The sequence below is a fragment of the Curtobacterium sp. SP.BCp genome (assembly GCF_051903255.1).
Classification (GTDB): Bacteria; Actinomycetota; Actinomycetes; order Actinomycetales; family Microbacteriaceae; genus Curtobacterium.
In genome coordinates this window covers 3,614,916-3,632,226 of the sequence record NZ_CP194338.1, presented here as the reverse complement: position 1 = coordinate 3,632,226, position 17,311 = coordinate 3,614,916, and the positions used below count along the sequence as shown (strand labels likewise).

Sequence of the window (17,311 nt, the reverse complement as noted above, 5' to 3'; positions counted from 1 at the left end):
GGTCAGCGCGCGGCTGCCTCGATCGCGTCTGCCATGTCCTGGGCGACCCGGACGTTCGCGGCGGCCGTGGGGTGGATCCCGTCGGGCGTCGTCCCCGGCTCGTACGCGCCGTCGGACGTCCGGATGGCCGTGAACGGGTCGACGTAGGACCACCCGTGCTCCTGGGCCTCGGCGCGGAGCTCCCGACTGAGGACGAGCTGGCCCGCCCGTCGGTCGGCGCCCCACAGGCTCGTCGTGCGATCCGACGGCGGCCCGGCGACGATCAGCACGTGGTGCGCGTCGACCTTGTGGACGACGGCGTCGACGTTCGCGGTGATCCGTCCGACGGGGACGGCCTGGTTGACGTCGTTCGTCCCGAGTTCGACGACGAGGACGTCGGCGTCCGGGACCGGTCCGATCTTGTGCAGGACCTGGTCGGAGCGGTACCCGCTGTGCGCGTAGCCGCCCACGGCGTGGAGGTCGGGGTCACCCTCGAGCTGGTGCAGCCACGAGTCGGGCCGCGCCGTGATGGAGTCCCCGGCGTACGCGAAGGTGACGGCGTCCGTGGCGTGCGCCGTGTCGAGCGCGCCCCGGACCACCTGGTCCGGCGTCCGTCGGAGCGCGGCGTCCCGCCGGAGGACGGCGTCCTTCCGGATGACCGTCTCCTGCTGGGCGGCGACGGCTCCGTCGGCTGCCGCGGTGTGCGCGGTGGCGATGACGACGGCGCCGGTGCCGACGAGGGCGGCGGAGGCGATGATGCTCATGAGGACCACGAGGTGGCTGGTGCGGGACACGACTACAGGTATCCCTCGGATCCGCCGCGAGAACCAGACCCCAGACCTGGGGAATCGTCGCGGTGACTGTGGCTTCTCGCACCCGTCGCTGGGAGCGCCTCAGTGTGCACGGCGTACCGCCAGACGTCGACCACGTCCGGACGTGAGCCACGTGGCCGTGGTCACGAGGACGGGCAGCCCGATCGCGAGCAGACCCAGCACGGGCCAGTCCGCCACGAACGGCATGTGACTCACCCCCGGCGGTGTCTCCCCGAAGCGCAGGGTCAGCGCACGGATCGGCAGGAGGCCGAGCACGGTGCCGATCACCGCGCCGACGGAGGTGAGGATGGCGGCCTGCCACGCCGTGGAGCGTCGACGCAGGCGTGGCGCGGCCCCGATCGCGTCGAGCACCTCGTCGTCCCGACGGCCGTCGGCACGGGCGAGCCCGATCGCGACCGCGGTGGCGCCGATGGTCACGGCCGCAGCGAGGGCGAGTGCCAGCGCCCGGACCGGTGCACTGGCGTCGACCGGGCCGGCCTCGTAGGAGAAGCTCGGTGCTGACGCCTCCGCACGCGCCGAGCCCCCGTAGCTCTGCCACGCCGAGGCCAGCTCGCCGAACTGCTTGGGCGAGACCTCGCCGTCGAGCCGCGTGACCAGGAGGCCGTCCACCGCGGGGACCCGGTACCGTTCGGCCGTCGCCTTCGTCATGAAGACGCCGACCTGGATCGGCGGGTCCTGCTCGTCGAGGACCGCCGGGATGCTCGTCGTCGCGTCGGGGTGGTCCGGGTCGGGCGACGTCGCGTCCTTCCAGCTGCGGTCGTGGAAGGTGTCGAGCCGGACCGCGTCGTCGTGCACGTACTCGGGCCAGAGCGAGACGGCCCTCCCGTTCGCCAGGGCGTCGCGGACGGCCGCGGACGGCCGGTGCCCGGTGAGCACGGCGTAGTCGTCGACGGTGCCGGTGAGGACGTGTGAGCTCCCGCCGCCGGGCTCGAGCCAAGAGCTGCAGAATGCGGCGCCGCAGTCCTCGGGCCGCTCCCAGAGGTGGAGCTGGGTCAGGGTGCTGGGGTCCTCGGTCGCCTGTTCGTCGAGGATCCCGAGCACCCGGATGCGGTCGTGGTCGAACACGCGCGCGCTGACCTCGGCCGCCCGTGCCGTCACCGCAGCGTCGTGTCCCTGCGGGAAGGAGCGCCCGTCGAGCCGCTGGACGTCTGCCGTGGCCACCCCGACCGCGGTGCTGTACTGGTAGTCGCGGACGTACTGGGCGTGCTGCGACGCGTTCCACGTGATCACCACGGACGCGACGAACACGACGCTCATCACACTGGCGAGCACCGGGACCGTCCGCACCGGGTTCCGGCGGGCATCGCGTCCGGCCATCCGCGCGGCGAGACCGAACCGGCTCGACACGCGCGCGACGAGGGCGAGCACCCACGGCGAGCAGATCGCGACCCCGAGCTGCACGAGGCACGGCCCGATCGCCACACCGGCACCGACCACCCACGCCCAGTGGTCCCGCTGCCCGCTCTGCTCCGGCCGGTCGTTCAGGACCAGGACACCGATGCCGCACGCGAGGGTCATGACGGCGCCGACGACGATGAGGAGCGGTCCCCACGTACGACGACGGCGGGTCGCCGCCCGGCTCGGGGTCTCCGGGCGGAGCGACCCGCGGAGACCGGCCAGCACGTTCACCCGGGTGGCGGCACGGGCTGCGGCGAGGGAGGACAGGACACCGGCGAGGACCCCGGCGACCGCGATGCAGAGGAGCATCACCGCGGGGACGTGCAGCCCGGGGAAGGAGTTCACGTTGCCGTTGTCGAGCAGGTGGAACGCGAGCGCGCCGATCCCCACGCCGATCGCCGTCCCGAGGACCGCCCCGGCCGTCCCGAGCACGAGTCCGGACCCGGCGACGACCGACCGCACGACTCCCCGCTCCGCGCCGACGCTCGTCAGGATCGCGTACGAGCGGGCGTCGGCGCGGGTGCCGACGAGGAACGCTGCACCGGCGAGCAGGCCGACCTCGAACAGGGCGAACACCCCGACGAGTCCGAGTCCGGCGATGTACCACCCGAGGCTCTGCGGACCCGAGGAGCCGTCGACCCGTTCGTCCGGCGGGTCGAGCACGACCGGACGCGACTGCACGACGATGCCGTGGTCGTTCAACCGCTTGATCTCCGACCACGTCGGGGCGTCCGTCGGCAGGTAGACCGTGACCGCGCCCGCATCGGACCGGCCCGTCGAGATCGGGGCGGCGTCCGCGGCGATGCTCCCCCACGGCAGGTAGACCGCCGTCTCGTCCGGGTCCTGCCCGAGGTCACGCATCGTCCCCGTGATGGTGAACCGCTTCGTCACCGGGTCGGTCACGTCGACCGTGTCACCGATGTGGAGCCCGGTCTTCGCGAGCATCGCCGGCGTCATCATCGCCTGGTCACGTGCCGTCGGAGCCGTGCCGTCGAGGACGTGCCAGTGCCCGTCGAGCACCGGGTCCCACGTGTCACCGAGGGTCGCCGTGGTGCCGACCGGGCCGTGCGCACCGCGCAGCACGACGTCGGTGGTCGTCACCGGGATCGCGAGCGCACCCTTCGGCACGTACTCCGTGACGTCCGCGAAGGGGGTGTCGTCGTCGGCCTTCGCCGCGGGACTGTTCGTGTCGGTGTCGGTGGCGGTCCACTGCACGGGGTCCTGCCGCATGCCGCGGGCATCGGGCTGCTGGGTCGTCATCTGCGCCTGGGCGTGCCCGAGGTCGTACCGGAGCTGCTCGGCGGTCGTGGGCTGCGTCGAGGCGAACAGCACCGAGACCCCCGCGAAGCCCAACGTCGGCAGACCGATCAGCGCGACGATCAGCGCCGCGCGTCCGGGCTTCGCGAACGCCATCCGTCTACCCAGCCGGAGCGCCGGCCGGAGCCGGATCACGAGCGGGTCCGGTCCGCGAGCGCCATCTCGACGCCGGAGTACACCGTCTCGTCGACGACCCGGCCGTCCCGGAGGAACACGATGCGGTCCGCCCAGGCAGCGTCTCGGGCGTCGTGGGTGACGAGGAGCGCCCCGGCGCCCGCGTCGACGTGCCGACGGAGCATCCGGAGCACGACCTCACCGGTCTGCGAGTCGAGGGCACCGGTCGGCTCGTCGGCCAGGACCAGCCGGCGCTCGCCGACGACCCCGCGTGCGATCGCCACGCGCTGCTGCTGCCCGCCCGACAGGTCGTCCGGGAACGCGTCGCCCCGGTGCCCGAGCTCGACGTTGTCGAGTGCCAACTGCGCGGCCCGACGGGCACGGCTGGTCTTCCAGCCGTCGAGCTCGAGCGGCAGCGCGACGTTCTCGATCGCGGTCAGGGAGGGGATGAGGTTGAAGTCCTGGAACACGAAGCCGACGAGACGTCGACGGAGGGCCGCGAGTTCCTTCGCCGGACGGTCGGCGACCCACTCTCCGTCGATGCGGACCTCACCGCTCGTCGGGGGCAGCAGCGTGCCGGCACACGCCAGGAGCGTCGACTTCCCCGACCCCGAGGTGCCCATGACGGCGACCATCTCCCCGCGGCGGATGGTCAGGTCGACACCGGCCAGGGCGGTCACGGCCTTCGAACCGGAGCCGTACTGCACGCTCACGGCATCGAGCTCGAGGAGCGGAGCCGCGGCGTTCACCGGGTACTCCGGACGGTCTCGTCGGAGGACGTGGACGTGGACGCGGCCGAGGCGCGGTCGTCCGGTCGGTACCGGGAGACGCTCGACTCGACGTGGTCGAGCCAGCGGACCTCGGCCTCGGCCTGGAACACCATCGACTCGAGCACGAGCGACCACGCGAGGTCCGTGGCCGGGTCCGCCGTGCGCTTCAACCGCGTCAGGTCCTGCAGGTTCCGGACGGCCGCGCCGCGCTGGACCTGCACGAGCCGCTCGACGTCGACACCCGCCACCGTGACGGCGAGCGCGAACTTGATCGCGAGTTCGTCGCGACCGCGCTTCGCCGGGACCGGCTCGCTGAACCACCGCACCACGGCGTCCCGGCCGGCCGCGGTGGCGGTGTACACGACGTGACCGTCCTCGTCGGCGTCGCCTCGCTCGACGAGCCCGTCGCGCTCGAGCCGGTCGAGGGTCGTGTAGACCTGGCCGATGTTCACCGGCCAGCTCCCGCCGGTGCGGTGCTCGAACTCCCCCCGGAGCTGGTACCCGTACCCGGGTCCGTCCACCAGCAGCGCGAGTACGCCCATCCGTACGCTCATGACACTCCCCCTCGTCCGGCCCGTCGTCGGGCATACCGAGTATGCCCATACCCGGTATGCATCCGCAAGAGCACGACGCCCCGGGCCCCCCAGTGGTCACGGACCGAACGTGCACGGGACGCCCCGGCCGCTGTCAGACCGGCTCCCTACCCTCGGAGCGTGCCCCTCCGTTCCCGCAGCCGGAACCCCGGTCGCACGGTCGTCGTCGCCGTCGTCGGTGCCGCGCTCGTCGTCGGGGTCGTCGTCCTGCTCGCCCCGCGCGTGCTCGACGTGCTCGGGACGCCGGGGTCCGCCATCGGGTCACTGCTGCCGTGGATGGGCGTCCTGCTCGTCCCCGTCGCCGGACTCGCACTCGGGACCCGGTCGAAGCGGCTCGCCGTCCTCTCGGTCGCCTACGCTGCCGCCTGGTCGGTCGCGGTGCTCCCCGGGGTGCTCACCCCTGCGGCGACCGGCGAGCCGCAGCTCACGGTCGCCACGCAGAACGTCGAGGCCACCAACGAGGACCCGACCGCGACCGCGGAGGCGATCGCCGCACGGCACCCCGACGTCATCGCCCTCGAGGAACTCACCGGCGACTCCGGCGAGGCCGTGCAGTCGGCGCTCGCCGATGCCTACCCGCACCACTACCGCGTCGGCTCCGTCGGGGTGTGGAGCCGGACGACGCTCAGCGACGGGCAGCCCCTGACCCTCGGGCTCGGGTGGGCGCGGTCACTCCGGGTGACGGTCGACACCGCGATCGGCGACGTGCGGCTCTACGTGGTGCACGTGGACTCGTTGCGACTGGAGACGGAGGACGCGCGGCCGACGATGCTCCGGTCCCTCACCTCGGAGGTCCGCGACGACCCCGCCGAGCGGCTCGTCGTCGCCGGCGACTTCAACGGCGGTGCGTCGGACCCGCTCATGGCGCCGCTGCGGGACGAGCTGTCCGAGGGCGGCGGGTTCGGGTTCACCTGGCCGGCGCAGATGCCGGTCGTGCGGCTCGACCACGTGTTCGTCCGCGGGCTCGGCACGGTGGCCACCAGCGTCCTGCCGTCGAACGGCAGCGACCACCGGGCCGTGCTCGCGGAACTGCGTGCGGGCTGAGCTCAGCGGCCGAGGCCGGAGAGCTCCTCGAACTCCTCGTCGGTGAGCTCGACGACGGCGCCCTGCAGGTTGTCCTCGAGGTGGTCGACGCTCGACGTGCCGGGGATCGGGAGCATCACGGGCGAGCGCTTCAGGAGCCACGCCAGGGCGAGCTGCGCCGGCGTCGCACCCTTCCGCTCGGCGATCGCCGTGAGCGGCGAGTCCTCGCCGGTGAGTCCACCGGTCGCGAGCGGGAACCACGGGATGAAGCCGATGCCCTGCTCCTCGGACCAGTCGAGGAGCTCCTCGGCGTCCCGCTTCTGCAGGTTGTAGAGGTTCTGGACGGTGACGATCGTGGCGTGCTCCTGGGCGGCCTTCACGTCGTCGACCGAGACCTCGGACAGTCCGATGTGGCGGATCTTGCCCTCGTCCTGGAGCTTCTTCAGCTCCCCGACCTGGTCCTCGAGCGGCACCTTCGGGTCGATGCGGTGCAGCTGGAACAGGTCGATGCGCTCGAGGCCGAGACGGCGCAGGCTCATCTCGCACTCCTGGCGCAGGTACTCCGGGCGGCCGACCGGCGGCCACTCGTTCGGACCGGTGCGGGTGAGCCCGGCCTTGGTCGCGATGACGACGTCGTCGCCGTAGGGGTGCAGGGCCTCGCGGAGCAGGTCCTCGGCGACGTACGGGCCGTACGAGTCGGCGGTGTCGAAGAAGTCGACGCCGAGCTCGACGGCGCGCTTGAGGACGCGGACGGCCTCGTCGTGGTCCTTCGGCGGTCCCCAGACGCCGGGGCCGGTGAGCTGCATCGTGCCGTAGCCGAGGCGGTGGACCTCGAGGTCGCCACCGATGCGGAAGGTGCCGGAGGACGCTGCGGGACGGGTGGTGTCGGTACCAGTGGTCATGCACGCCGTTGTACGCCGCGCGCGTGTCGCGTCCCTGAGCGGTCGTCCCCCGCGCTGGTCAGGCCGTGGGCTTGCGCGGGTACGGGGTCTCGCCGCGCTCGAGTCCGCCGACGAGCTTCGCGATCCGGTTCGCCCGCGCCGTCGCGCTCGGGGCCGTGGTCACCCGGTGCAGGACCGCGTACCGGTTCGTGCCGTCGAGTTCGGCGAACAGTGCGGCGGCGGCCGGCGCGGCGTCGAGCGCTGCCCGCAGGTCGTCCGGGACCGTGGCGGTCGCGGCACCCGCGTAGGCACGGTCCCACCGGCCGTCGTCCTTCGCGCGGTCGACCTCGGCCTGCCCCCGGTCGCGCATCCGGCCGGCGGCCACGAGCTCCGCGACGAGGCCGATGTTCCGCTGCGACCACAGGGACGCCCGGCGCCGGGGCGTGAAGCGCTGCCGGAACGTGGCGGCGTCACGCCCGCGCTTCTGCCCGTCGATCCACCCCGAGCACAGCGCCTCGTCGAGCGCCTGGTCGTAGGTCAGGGACGTCGGCTCGGTCGTGCCCTTCTTGGCGAGGACGAGCCACACGCCGTCGGGGTCGTCCTCGTGCGCGTCGAGCCAGGCGCGCCAGGCCGCGGCGTCGGGGAGCACCAGGTCCTCGGGGTCCATGCCGCCGATGCTAGGCCGCACCGCCGACGAGGCGACGACCGTGGCGGACCCGCACCGTGCCTCCAGGCGGCTCGGATCCAGCGGCTCACACCCAGTGCGGCTGCGACAGCAGCCCGTCCGGGTCGACCTGTTCGGCGATCCGGTGCAGCCGCGAGGTGTTCACGCCGAAGTAGGCCGACGGGTCCGTGATCGCCGCGTCGCAGTAGTTCGCGTACGCAGCGCTCCCCCACGCCGGCGTCATCGCCTTCCGGAACGACCGCACGTACGCGTCGAACGGCGCCGGGTCCGTCCCGTCCGCGAAGACCGCCGTGTACTGCACCGTCATGAGCGCCGACCGCCACGGGAACGCCGAGTCCGTCCGCCCGACCCGCGCGACCGCCCCGCCGAGGGCGTCGAGCGAGACACCGCCCTCGAGGTTCCCGGACACGTCCCCGGCGGCTTCCGCGTGCTGCACGAGGACGTCGATCTGCGCGTCCGTGAGCTTCGTCCCGCCGATCGACGACGTCGCCGCCTCGGACACGCGCTGCGGCTTGCCGGCGAGCGCGGACATCGCGGCGCCGTACGACAGCTGCTCGGCCGTGTGACGCGTGGGCTTCACTCCGGTCGCCGCGATGAAGCCGTCGACGGACGCGTCGGCGCCGGTCTTCGAGCCGGTCCACACGCCGGTCACGGTGACCGACAGCGAGGAGTGCCGCGAGCCGCCGAGGAGCTTGAGCGTCGACCACAGCTCGTCGTCGGCGGTCGGGGCCCAGTCCTGCCACGCGCGCACGACGTCGGCTGCGGCCGACGCCGGGAACGCGAGCTCGAAGAGCAGGACGCCAGGCGCGGCGCGGGTCCGGAAGGTCAGTGCGGTCACGACGCCCACGGTCCCGCCCCCGCCGCCGCGGCACGCCCAGAAGAGGTCGGGCTCCGCCTGCTCCGACACGTCGTGCACGGCGCCGTCGGGTGTGACGAGTCGCACGGCCGTGAGCTGGTCGCAGGTCAGACCGAAGGAGCGGGTGAGCACGCCGACACCGCCACCGAGCGTCAGGCCGCCGGTGCCGACCGTCGGGCAGGAACCGGCGCCGATCGCGCGGCCCTGGGCAGCCAGCGTCGCGTACACGTTCGCGAGCTGCGCGCCGGGGCCGATCGTCGCGGTGCCGTCGGCGTGCACCTCGATGCCGTCGAGCTCCTTCGTGCTGATGACGAGCGAACGCGGGACCTCGGTGCCGGGGGCGCCGCCGGCCGACCACCCCGTGTACGAGTGGCCGCCGGCGCGGAGGGCGACCGGTGTGTGCGTGTTCCGCGCGAAGGCGAGGCCGGCCTGCACGTCCGCCTCGCTCGTGGCGAGCAGGATGCCCTGCGGGTCGGCGTCGTCGTACCGCGGGTTCTCGAGCACCCGGGCGTCGTCCCAACCCTGTGAGCCGGAACGCAGGAGCCGTCCCGACACCGCTGCGGCGAGGGCTTCCCACGAGTCGGGGCCGCCCGGCGCCGGGGACGAGGTCGGCGTCCGGTCCGGCGCTGCACCCGTCGCGGAGGCCGGGCCCGACGGCGACCGACCCGGTTTCGGCGCCGAGCCGGAGCACGCCGCGAGGAGACCCGCGAGCCCGATGCCCACGCCGCCCCCGATCAGCGCGCGTCGGCTCGTCCGGTGGAACGCGCGGTCGGTGGAGTCGGGGTGCATCGCTCCTGTCTACGCCATGCTCGACCGCTCGACGAGGCCGGAGTCAGCGGGCGGTGCTGCTGATCCGCACAGCGTCGGCCCACTCCTGCACCCACGCGGGCACCGTGAGGTCCCGTGGCGCGGGTCCGGTGACGGCGAGCAGCTCGGTGGGCGACACGTGCCCGCCGTCCCGGTGCAGGAACCGGGCCTGCACGACCGCGCGGGCGATGACGGCGTCCCGCCGCACGAAGGTCTGCTCCATGTACACCGAGCGCTCGTCCATCCCGAGCACTCGCGTGCGCAGGACGAAACGCTGCCCGAGCGTCAGCGACCGCTTGTACGTGATCGTCTGCGCGGCGACGACGGCGTACCACCCACGCTCGGACGCCGCCTGCCAGAAGCCGGAGCGGGTGAGCAGGTCGTACCGGCCGAGGTCGAGCAGCGACAGGTACTTGCCGTTGTTCACGTGCTGCAGCGGGTCGAGGTCGGTGAGCGTGACCCGGAACGGCGTGCTCGTCTCGTCCCACAGCGAGGTGCCGCTGCCTCGACGCGTCGCGGTCAGTCGGATGCGCAGGGTCAGGAAGAGCAGCCGGAAGTACAGGTTCACGGTGCAGATCTCACCAGGTGCACGGCGCGGGCCGCGAGCACGTTGGAGGAACCGCACGAGGCGCGCGGTGTCGACTGCAACGCCCGACGGGCCAACCCTCCAACGGGGGGCGACCCTCCGACGGCGGGCCGACCCTCCGATCGCGGGTCAGCCCGGGAAGGCGCCCCCGGCACCGCCGACGCCAGGGTGTGCCGACCGCGCCGTGCCCTCGATGACCGAACGGTCCCCGTCCGCGCCGGCCCCCGGCGTGCCGGTGTGCTCCTCCGGCAGGCCACGGAGGACCCGACGACGCCGCGCGTTCTGCAGCTCCAGCACGACCAGCGCCGCCGCGACGACCACGACCACCCCGATGACGATCCACATGACGACCACGTCGTCCCCCTCCCACGATCCGGACCCTGTCCGTGCTCGCAGCGTAGCCGTACCGGTACCTCCCGGGGAAGCGACCGGTGCGAGTAGACCGGACGCATGCAGACACGCAAGCTCGCAGACCTCGAGGTCGGTCCGGTCGGCCTCGGCACCATGGGCATGAGCGCCTTCTACTCCGGCGCCGGCTCCGACGACGACGAGTCGATCCGCACGATCCACCGCGCGATCGACCTGGGCGTCACCCTGTTCGACACCGCCGAGGCGTACGGCCCGTACACGAACGAGGAGCTCCTCCGCCGCGCCCTCGCCGACCGCCGCGACGACGTCGTCATCGCCACGAAGTTCGGCTTGATCACGCACACCGCGGGCGAGGCCACCCCGGCGACCGAGCGCGGCATCAGCTCCGCCCCCGAGTCCGTCCGCGAGGCGCTCGAGGGTTCCCTCCGCCGACTCGGCACCGACCACATCGACCTCTACTACCAGCACCGCGTCGACCCGGCGGTCCCGATCGAGGACGTCGTCGGCCAGCTCGCCGGCTTCGTCCAGGAGGGCAAGATCCGCCACATCGGACTCTCCGAGGCGTCGGCGGCGACGATCCGCAAGGCCCACGCTGTGCACCCGATCACCGCCCTGCAGAGCGAGTACTCGCTGTGGACGCGCGACCCCGAGGGCGAGGTCCTCGACACCCTCCGCGAACTCGGCATCGGCCTCGTGCCGTACTCCCCGCTCGGCCGCGGCTTCCTGACGGGTGCCATCACGAGCCCGTCCGACCTGGACGACGACGACTTCCGCCGCGCGAACCCGCGCTTTGCCGAGGAGGCCTTCGCACAGAACATGCGCATCGTCGACTCGGTCAAGGAGATCGCCGACGAGGTCGGCGGGACCCCGGCCCAGGTCGCGCTGGCCTGGCTCCTCGCGCAGGGCGACGACGTCGTGCCGATCCCGGGGACGAAGCGCGTCAGCCGGCTCGAGGAGAACGTCGGTGCGACGTCGATCACGCTCTCGGCGGACCAGCTCACGCGGCTCTCGTCGCTGCCCGTGCCCACGGGTGACCGCTACCCCGACATGTCCTCGATCGGTCGCTGACGCGAGCGACGCGCGTCCCTGACGCGACGGGCGCGTCCCTGACGCAACCACCTGACGGCCTGGAGGCCCGTGGCACGCCCGCCACGGGCCTCCCGTCCGTCTCCTGGTCGCGCTGGGACTACACCTCAGCGGCGAACGCGGCCGCGCGGAGCTGCAGGTCCTCGATGCGCCGCAGACGCGCGGCCTCGACGTCGTAGCCCTCGTAGGCGGGCGGCGGCAGCTTCCGGACGTTCCGTGAACACTCGAAGTCCTGGCAGACGAGCGTCCCCACGGTGTTGCCGTTCCGACCGGCCTTTCCGGACCGCTTGGCGCTGTAGAACACGACGTCGTTCGGCAGCTTCACGTCCTGGCACCACGAGCACTGCGCCCGGCTGCGGGGCGACGCCTCGGCCTGCCGGAACAGGATCCCGACGAGGTCGCCCTCGAGGGTGGGGACGACGGCGTAGGCACGGCGGCCGATCTTCGGGTCACGCCAGCCGAGGTAGTCGAGCACGTCCCAGTCGGTCGCCTCGAAGGCGTCGGGGAGGGTGATGTCGGCCGTCTCCTTGCGGGAGGCGTTGACGAAGGACGTGCGGATGGTCTTCTCGCTGATGGGCAGCATGGTGTGTCGCTCTCGACGGGGGCCCGGGGCACGCGGATGCGCGCCGCACCGGGCGGAGGTGGTCAGGGGTCGGTGACGGCGGCCGCACCGCACGGTGCGACCGGGGGCGTCACGCCCTGATGCCGGCGCTCTGCGCGCCGACCACCTCCTGGAAGCTCACCCGACCAGCCTACGACGACGTGTCAAGCCGGGCGTGTCGCGATCGTCGGTCAGGCCGGCGTCGCCCGCAGCAGCACGAGGGACCCGTCGTAGGACGGCCGCACCCGGAGCGAGCCGTGGCGGCGGTCCCACTCGCCGGAGTCGAGCGCGTCCCGGAGCGCCGCGACCGAGCGCCGGGCCGTGACCTCGTCCACGAACGACCACGCCGAGTTCGCCAGTCGTGCCCCGGGGTCGAGGAGCCGCTCGGGTCGGGCGTAGTACGCCTCCGAGAAGCCGTCGACGCACGTGAAGGGGATCGGCAGGCGGGTGGTCTCGACCTCGCCGCCGAGTGCTGCGGCGATCCGGTCGAGGGCGGGGTACCGCCGGGCCTCGGTCGCCATCACCTCGGGGGCGTACTCAGCGAGCCAGTAGTCCTGCACGCGGTCGGGGTCGCATGTCAGGACGACGACGGGGCCTCGGGTCACGCGTCGCACCTCGGCCAGCCCGCGCTCGAGGTCACGCCACTGGTGCACCGAGAACGTCGTCATCGCGGCGTCGAAGGTGTCGTCGGCGAACGGCAGGTCCTCCGCGGTCGCGTCGATCGCGGGCGGCAGCGTGTCAGGTCGCTGTGCGCGCATGCCGGCGGAGGCCTCGACGGCGGTGACCTCGCGGTCGGTCGGCTCGTACGAGCCCGCTCCCGCACCGACGTTGAGCACCGTCCGGGCGTCGCCCAGGGCCGTGACGACCGCTCGGGCGAAGGCCGGTTCCGGGCGGCGCCAGCGGCGGTACTCGTGGCCGATCACGGCGTGGTCGGCGTCGCCGGCGGATCCGTCCGAGGTCCTCGTCACGGGTCCAGCCTACGGACCGCCGCTGCTACGCTCGCCGGATGTTCTCCGGGGGATTCGCCGTCGTGTCCATCGTCTACCTGCTCGTCGTGCTCGCCGCACTCGTGCTGGGTGTCGCGCTCATCGTGCTCGTCTTCGCGGGGATCCGGGTGCTGCGGCTCTCGGCGCAGGAGCGTGCGCTGCGCATCGAGTGGCTGCGGCTCCGGAACGCCGGCATCCTCGACGACCTCGACGACGACGAGCCGGGCCCGTCCGCCGCGTAGCCGGTCCGGGGTCCGGGGTCCGGGGTCGAGGTCCACGAAACGCGCGCGTTTCGACGTTGCACCCGTCGAACGACGCGCGCGGCGTCGAAACGCGCGCGTTTCGTGGCCGAAGCCGCCCACCCCGCCGCGGGCTACACCGCGGCGGACCGCTCCGAGCGCTCCGTCGCCGCCCAGGTCCCGAGCAGCGCCAGGTTCCGCTCCGACTCGCTGCCGGGCTCGGCCCCGTACGTGAACATCGTCAGGCCGGGGTCCGCGACGAGGTCGAGCGCCTCGTAGGTCAGCTCGAGCCGCCCGACGACCGGGTGCTCGATGCGCTTCCGACCGGTTCGGTGCGACCGGACGTCGTGCGCCGCCCACCACGTGCGGAACTCCTCGCTGCGGGTCGAGAGCTCCCCGACGAGCGTCACGAGTCCGGGTTCGCACGGGTTCGCGACGGCCGCGGCACGGAGGATCGCCACGGCGTCCCGCGCGGTCTGGGCCCAGTCGGGGAAGAACTCGCGGGCAGCCGGGTCGAGGAACGTGAACCGTGCGGTGTTCACCGGACGACCGGGTCCCGCGAACATCGGCGAGTAGAGCGCCCGACCGAGCTCGTTCGTCGCCACGACGTCGCCGCGCTCGTTCCGAACCCACGCGGGCGCTCCGGTGATCGCGTCGAGGAGCTGCTGCACCCCCGGTCGTACCCGGGTCGGGACGTTGCGGTGCATGGTCTTCACGCCGGCGTTCGCCAGCCGCGCGAGGTCCCACAGGTGCGTGCGCTCGTCCTCGTCGAGCCGGAGCGCCGCCGAGAGGCCGTCGAGCACGCTGTCCGAGACGCCCTTGAGGGTGCCCCGCTCGAGCCGTGTGTAGTAGTCGACGCTCACCCCGGCGAGCATCGCCACCTCGTGCCGGCGGAGACCCGGGACCCGTCGGACTCCCCCGCCGAACGTCGGCATGCCGACCTGGTCCGGGGTGAGCCGTGCCCGTCTCGAGGACAGGAAGTCCTGGATCTCCTTGCGCACGTCGATACCCATGTCGGCAAGGCTACGTCGCGAGACCGGTACCGGGACAGGTACCGGGAGGGCCTGCCTCGGTACCGGGTCCACGCGGATCGGACGGGAGGCCCGTGGCGGCGCCGCCGCGGGCCTCCCGTCCGCTGGTGGTCGCCGCTACAGCGCGCGTTCCCGCGCGACCAGGCGCACCCGCGCCACGCGGTGTCCGTCCATCTCGGTGACCTCGAGCGACCAGTCGTCGAGCTCGACCACGTCGCCGACGACGGGGATGCGGTCGAGGTGCACCTGCACGAGCCCGCCGACGGTCTCGTAGTCGCCGTCGGGCAGGACCGGGCCGCCGTCGGCCGCGAGGTCCTCGAGCACGAGCGATCCGTCGACCCCGTCGGCGGCGGCGGACGCGGTGTCGGACTCGGCGGTGTCCCACTCGTCCTTGATGCGCCCGACGAGGTCCTCGAGCAGGGCCTCGAGCGTCACCATGCCCGCACTGCCGCCGTACTCGTCCACGACGAGCGCGATCTGGTGGCCGTCCGTGCGCATCTGGGCGATCGCGCTCGAGAGCGACTTCGTCTCCGGCATCGCGAGGACCGGCCGGACGAGGGTCGCGAGCGGCGCCTCCGGATCGACGGGGCGGAGGAGGTCGCGGAGGTGCACGAAGCCCGTCACGGCGTCCCGGGAGCCCGAGGTCACCAGGTAGCGCGAGTGTCCGGCGTCGAGCGCGTGGTCGGTGGCCTGGCGGATGGTGAGGTCGGCGTCCATCGTGGACACGTCGTACCAGGGGCGCATCGACTCGCGGAGGGTGCGGTCACCGGCGTCGAGGGCGCTCCGGGCGATCTGCCGGCCCTGGGCGTCGATGGCGTCGTGCTCGGCCACGAGGTCGCGGAGCTCCTCGGTGCTCATCGACTCGCTGCGGGCGTTCGGGTCACCGCCGAGCAACCGCACGATCGCGTTCGTCGTGGTGGACAGCACCCAGATGACCGGACGCATGAGCGTCGCGAACCGGTCGAGCGGCGGGGCCACGAGCATCGAGAAGCCCTCGGCGCGTTGGAGGGCGAGGCGCTTCGGGACGAGCTCGCCGAACACGAGCGACAGGTACGCGATGACGAGGGTGAGCAGCACGAGGGCGACGGCCTCGGCGGCGCCGCGGTCGAGGCCGAGGCCCTGCAGCAGCGGCGCGATGTCGGGTGCGATCGACGAGGCGCCGTACGCGGCCGAGAAGAACCCGGCGACCGTGACGCCGATCTGCACCGCGGAGAGGAAGCGGTTCGGGTCACGGCTGAGCTGGGCGACCCGTGCGCCGCGCGGCCCCTTGCGTTCGAGCTGCTGGAGCTGCGACTCGCGGAGGGAGACGAGGGCGATCTCGGCGGCGGCGAACACCCCACCGACGAGCACGAAGAGGATGACGAGCCCGAAGGCGATCCAGGTGTCGGCGCCCATCAGCGGGTGGTCCGCTCAGGTCGGGGCGGAACCGGTCGCGTTCGGGCGCTGGGCCTGTGACAGTCGTCCATGCCTGTGAGCCTGCACAGGGGTTTTGGGAAGGCGCCCCGCAGTGACTGCGGGGGTGCTGTGGATCGGCTGCCTAGGCGGTGATCGGACGTCCGGTGCGAGCTTCGAGCCACGCGGCGGGGTCGATCGGGGTGACCCCGTCGAGCAGGACCTCGAGGTGCAGGTGTGCGCCCGTCGAGACACCCGAGTTGCCCACCTGGCCGATGAACTCGCCCGCCTCGACGGTGTCGCCGACCTTCAGGGGCGTGGAGCCGGGGATCATGTGGCCGTACAGCGTGGCGACCTTGCGACCGTCGATCACGTGGTCGATCACCACGGCCGTGCCGTAGTTGAAGTACGTGCCGGCGACGCGGACCGTGCCCTTCGCGATCGCGCCGATCGGGGTGCCGAGCCCCGGGGTGAAGTCGAGGCCCTCGTGCAGCGACGAGCACGCCCCGCACGGTGCCGAGCGGTACCCGAAGCCGGAGCTCATCTGCACCGGGCCCGGGAACGGCGAGCGGACCTCGCCCCCGAAGGAGACGGAACCGCTCGCGGTGGCCTGTTCCTTCGTGGTCGAGCCGCCGCCGATCGTGAAGCCGTCGCGCGCGGGGTCGGCGAGGGCGGCGAGCTGCGTGACCGAGTAGTCCTGACCGGCGACGCTCGGGGCGAGGGTCGCGGTGGCGACCGCGGTGCCGGACGCGGCGTGCGCGGGGGTCGCGGAGGCGGCGAAGAGCACGAAGGCCGCGAGGGCGCTGGTGAGGGTCACGCGGCTGGCGCGGTTCGCCGGGCGCAGCGGGTTGACCCGGGTGCGCAGCGGGCGTCGTCCCCGCGGGGTCGTCGCGACGGCGGCCGGGCGGGCGGTGGTCGGCCCGGTCACGTCGCGGTCGACGCGGCGGATGCGGGTCTCGGTGTGCGCGGCACTGGCGTGCTCCGTCGTGGCCCGCGCGGTGGCGGCCGTGCGACCGGTCCGCCGGGGTTGCTTGCGGGACGCGGCGCGCTCGGCCTCGAGGGCTGCACGGCGCGACAGGTGCACGACCGGGGTCTCCGGGTGCTGGTCTGGGTGGGGTGCAGTCGTCATGGCCGCCCACCATTCTGCACGACTCTGTTCGTTTGTACAGACCCCAATGTGATCATTCCGTTACCGGACGCGCCCCGACGGCACGGTCCTCCGTGTCGATCGGTACTGTCCGAGGAGAGCGACCGGAAGGACCGAAGCCCATGGCCCGAACGCCGCGCGAGCGTCACGAACCCGTCGACCTGCGCTCCGCCGAGGTCGTCCTCGCCGGCACCCAGGAGCTCCTGCCCGTGCTGCGTGCCGCCGCGGTCCGGGCCGGAGTCGACGCCACGAGGATGCGGGTCGTCGGCGTCGACGACCTCCCGGACCCGAGCGAGACCGGGGACGCCGAACTCGCCGTGATCGCGATCCGCCGACCCGGCGACGACCCCGCGTTCCACCGGGCGCACGAGGCCGCGGAGCTCATCGACCCCCTGCTCGCGCCGAACGCGGTCCGCATCGTCGTGACGGTGTCGGGCGTGACCCGTCTCGCGCCGAAGATCGAGCGCACGCTGACGTCCGAGGTGCTCCACCAGATCGGAGCCGCGGCCGCGCCGACGGGACGGAACCGCCCGTTCCGGAACCTCCGGATGCGTCTCGGTCTCGCGGCGCTGAAGACCTCCGGTGTCCGGGTGTTCCGGATCACCATCGGGCACTAGG

General features: G+C 73.0%; 18 protein-coding genes. 4 read left to right on the top strand and 14 right to left on the bottom strand.

What is annotated here, in order from left to right:
- Positions 1-2: 2 nt before the first annotated feature.
- From ACRQ4C_RS17430 to ACRQ4C_RS17415, 4 genes are all read right to left on the bottom strand, one after another.
- On the bottom strand, positions 3-773 hold the full coding sequence (locus ACRQ4C_RS17430) for an SGNH/GDSL hydrolase family protein (RefSeq protein WP_439689573.1): 771 nt from the start codon (positions 771-773) through the stop codon (positions 3-5).
- Positions 774-872: 99 nt separating this feature from the next.
- Positions 873-3,623, bottom strand: coding sequence for an FtsX-like permease family protein (locus ACRQ4C_RS17425; RefSeq protein WP_439689572.1), 2,751 nt, complete (start codon positions 3,621-3,623; stop codon positions 873-875).
- A gap of 35 nt (positions 3,624-3,658) precedes the next feature.
- The gene (locus tag ACRQ4C_RS17420; RefSeq protein ID WP_439689571.1) at positions 3,659-4,390 is read right to left on the bottom strand and encodes an ABC transporter ATP-binding protein; all 732 of its coding nucleotides are present in this window, start codon (positions 4,388-4,390) and stop codon (positions 3,659-3,661) included.
- Positions 4,387-4,965 (bottom strand): PadR family transcriptional regulator, encoded by a 579-nt coding sequence (locus ACRQ4C_RS17415; protein WP_439689570.1) that lies wholly within the window; start codon positions 4,963-4,965, stop codon positions 4,387-4,389. Before ACRQ4C_RS17415 ends, ACRQ4C_RS17420 begins: the two co-directional genes overlap by 4 nt.
- 159 nt (positions 4,966-5,124) lie before the next feature.
- Here ACRQ4C_RS17415 and ACRQ4C_RS17410 point away from each other — a divergent pair, with 159 nt between their 5' ends.
- The gene (locus ACRQ4C_RS17410) at positions 5,125-6,048 is read left to right on the top strand and encodes an endonuclease/exonuclease/phosphatase family protein (protein ID WP_439689569.1); all 924 of its coding nucleotides are present in this window, start codon (positions 5,125-5,127) and stop codon (positions 6,046-6,048) included.
- Positions 6,049-6,050: 2 nt separating this feature from the next.
- Here ACRQ4C_RS17410 and ACRQ4C_RS17405 read toward each other — a convergent pair whose 3' ends face one another.
- The 5 genes from ACRQ4C_RS17405 to ACRQ4C_RS17385 form a co-directional block, all read right to left on the bottom strand.
- Positions 6,051-6,929 carry an aldo/keto reductase gene (locus ACRQ4C_RS17405; RefSeq protein ID WP_290133424.1) on the bottom strand — a complete coding sequence of 293 codons (879 nt, stop codon included), beginning with the start codon at positions 6,927-6,929 and terminating at the stop codon, positions 6,051-6,053.
- A gap of 58 nt (positions 6,930-6,987) precedes the next feature.
- Positions 6,988-7,575, bottom strand: a complete 588-nt coding sequence (locus tag ACRQ4C_RS17400; RefSeq protein WP_439689568.1) for a YdeI/OmpD-associated family protein — start codon at positions 7,573-7,575, stop codon at positions 6,988-6,990.
- 85 nt (positions 7,576-7,660) lie between these two features.
- Positions 7,661-9,238, bottom strand: coding sequence for an FAD-binding oxidoreductase (locus ACRQ4C_RS17395; RefSeq protein WP_439689567.1), 1,578 nt, complete (start codon positions 9,236-9,238; stop codon positions 7,661-7,663).
- A 43-nt stretch (positions 9,239-9,281) separates the two neighbouring features.
- Positions 9,282-9,824, bottom strand: coding sequence for an acyl-CoA thioesterase (locus ACRQ4C_RS17390; RefSeq protein WP_439689566.1), 543 nt, complete (start codon positions 9,822-9,824; stop codon positions 9,282-9,284).
- A 147-nt stretch (positions 9,825-9,971) separates the two neighbouring features.
- Complete coding sequence (locus tag ACRQ4C_RS17385; RefSeq protein ID WP_439689565.1) at positions 9,972-10,196, bottom strand: hypothetical protein; 225 nt, start codon at positions 10,194-10,196, stop codon at positions 9,972-9,974.
- Positions 10,197-10,292: 96 nt separating this feature from the next.
- Here ACRQ4C_RS17385 and ACRQ4C_RS17380 point away from each other — a divergent pair, with 96 nt between their 5' ends.
- Positions 10,293-11,279 (top strand): aldo/keto reductase, encoded by a 987-nt coding sequence (locus tag ACRQ4C_RS17380; protein WP_290133428.1) that lies wholly within the window; start codon positions 10,293-10,295, stop codon positions 11,277-11,279.
- Positions 11,280-11,397: 118 nt separating this feature from the next.
- On the opposite strand, the gene ACRQ4C_RS17375 is transcribed toward ACRQ4C_RS17380, so the two are convergent.
- Together ACRQ4C_RS17375 and ACRQ4C_RS17370 are read right to left on the bottom strand one after the other, a co-directional pair.
- The gene (locus ACRQ4C_RS17375; RefSeq protein WP_439689564.1) at positions 11,398-11,880 is read right to left on the bottom strand and encodes an FBP domain-containing protein; all 483 of its coding nucleotides are present in this window, start codon (positions 11,878-11,880) and stop codon (positions 11,398-11,400) included.
- A gap of 209 nt (positions 11,881-12,089) precedes the next feature.
- Positions 12,090-12,866 carry a class I SAM-dependent methyltransferase gene (locus ACRQ4C_RS17370; protein ID WP_439689563.1) on the bottom strand — a complete coding sequence of 259 codons (777 nt, stop codon included), beginning with the start codon at positions 12,864-12,866 and terminating at the stop codon, positions 12,090-12,092.
- Between the two features lie 38 nt (positions 12,867-12,904).
- Here ACRQ4C_RS17370 and ACRQ4C_RS17365 point away from each other — a divergent pair, with 38 nt between their 5' ends.
- Positions 12,905-13,126: a hypothetical protein gene (locus ACRQ4C_RS17365; protein ID WP_439689562.1), complete on the top strand. Its 222-nt coding sequence runs from the start codon at positions 12,905-12,907 to the stop codon at positions 13,124-13,126.
- Between the two features lie 131 nt (positions 13,127-13,257).
- Here ACRQ4C_RS17365 and ACRQ4C_RS17360 read toward each other — a convergent pair whose 3' ends face one another.
- The 3 genes from ACRQ4C_RS17360 to ACRQ4C_RS17350 form a co-directional block, all read right to left on the bottom strand.
- Positions 13,258-14,136, bottom strand: a complete 879-nt coding sequence (locus ACRQ4C_RS17360; protein WP_439689561.1) for a helix-turn-helix transcriptional regulator — start codon at positions 14,134-14,136, stop codon at positions 13,258-13,260.
- A 135-nt stretch (positions 14,137-14,271) separates the two neighbouring features.
- Positions 14,272-15,549, bottom strand: a complete 1,278-nt coding sequence (locus ACRQ4C_RS17355) for a hemolysin family protein (RefSeq protein ID WP_400411905.1) — start codon at positions 15,547-15,549, stop codon at positions 14,272-14,274.
- Positions 15,550-15,691: 142 nt separating this feature from the next.
- Entirely contained in the window at positions 15,692-16,675 is a 984-nt protein-coding gene (locus tag ACRQ4C_RS17350) for a M23 family metallopeptidase (RefSeq protein WP_439689560.1), read from the bottom strand.
- Between the two features lie 140 nt (positions 16,676-16,815).
- Here ACRQ4C_RS17350 and ACRQ4C_RS17345 point away from each other — a divergent pair, with 140 nt between their 5' ends.
- On the top strand, positions 16,816-17,310 hold the full coding sequence (locus tag ACRQ4C_RS17345; RefSeq protein ID WP_439689559.1) for a hypothetical protein: 495 nt from the start codon (positions 16,816-16,818) through the stop codon (positions 17,308-17,310).
- Position 17,311: the final 1 nt, after the last annotated feature.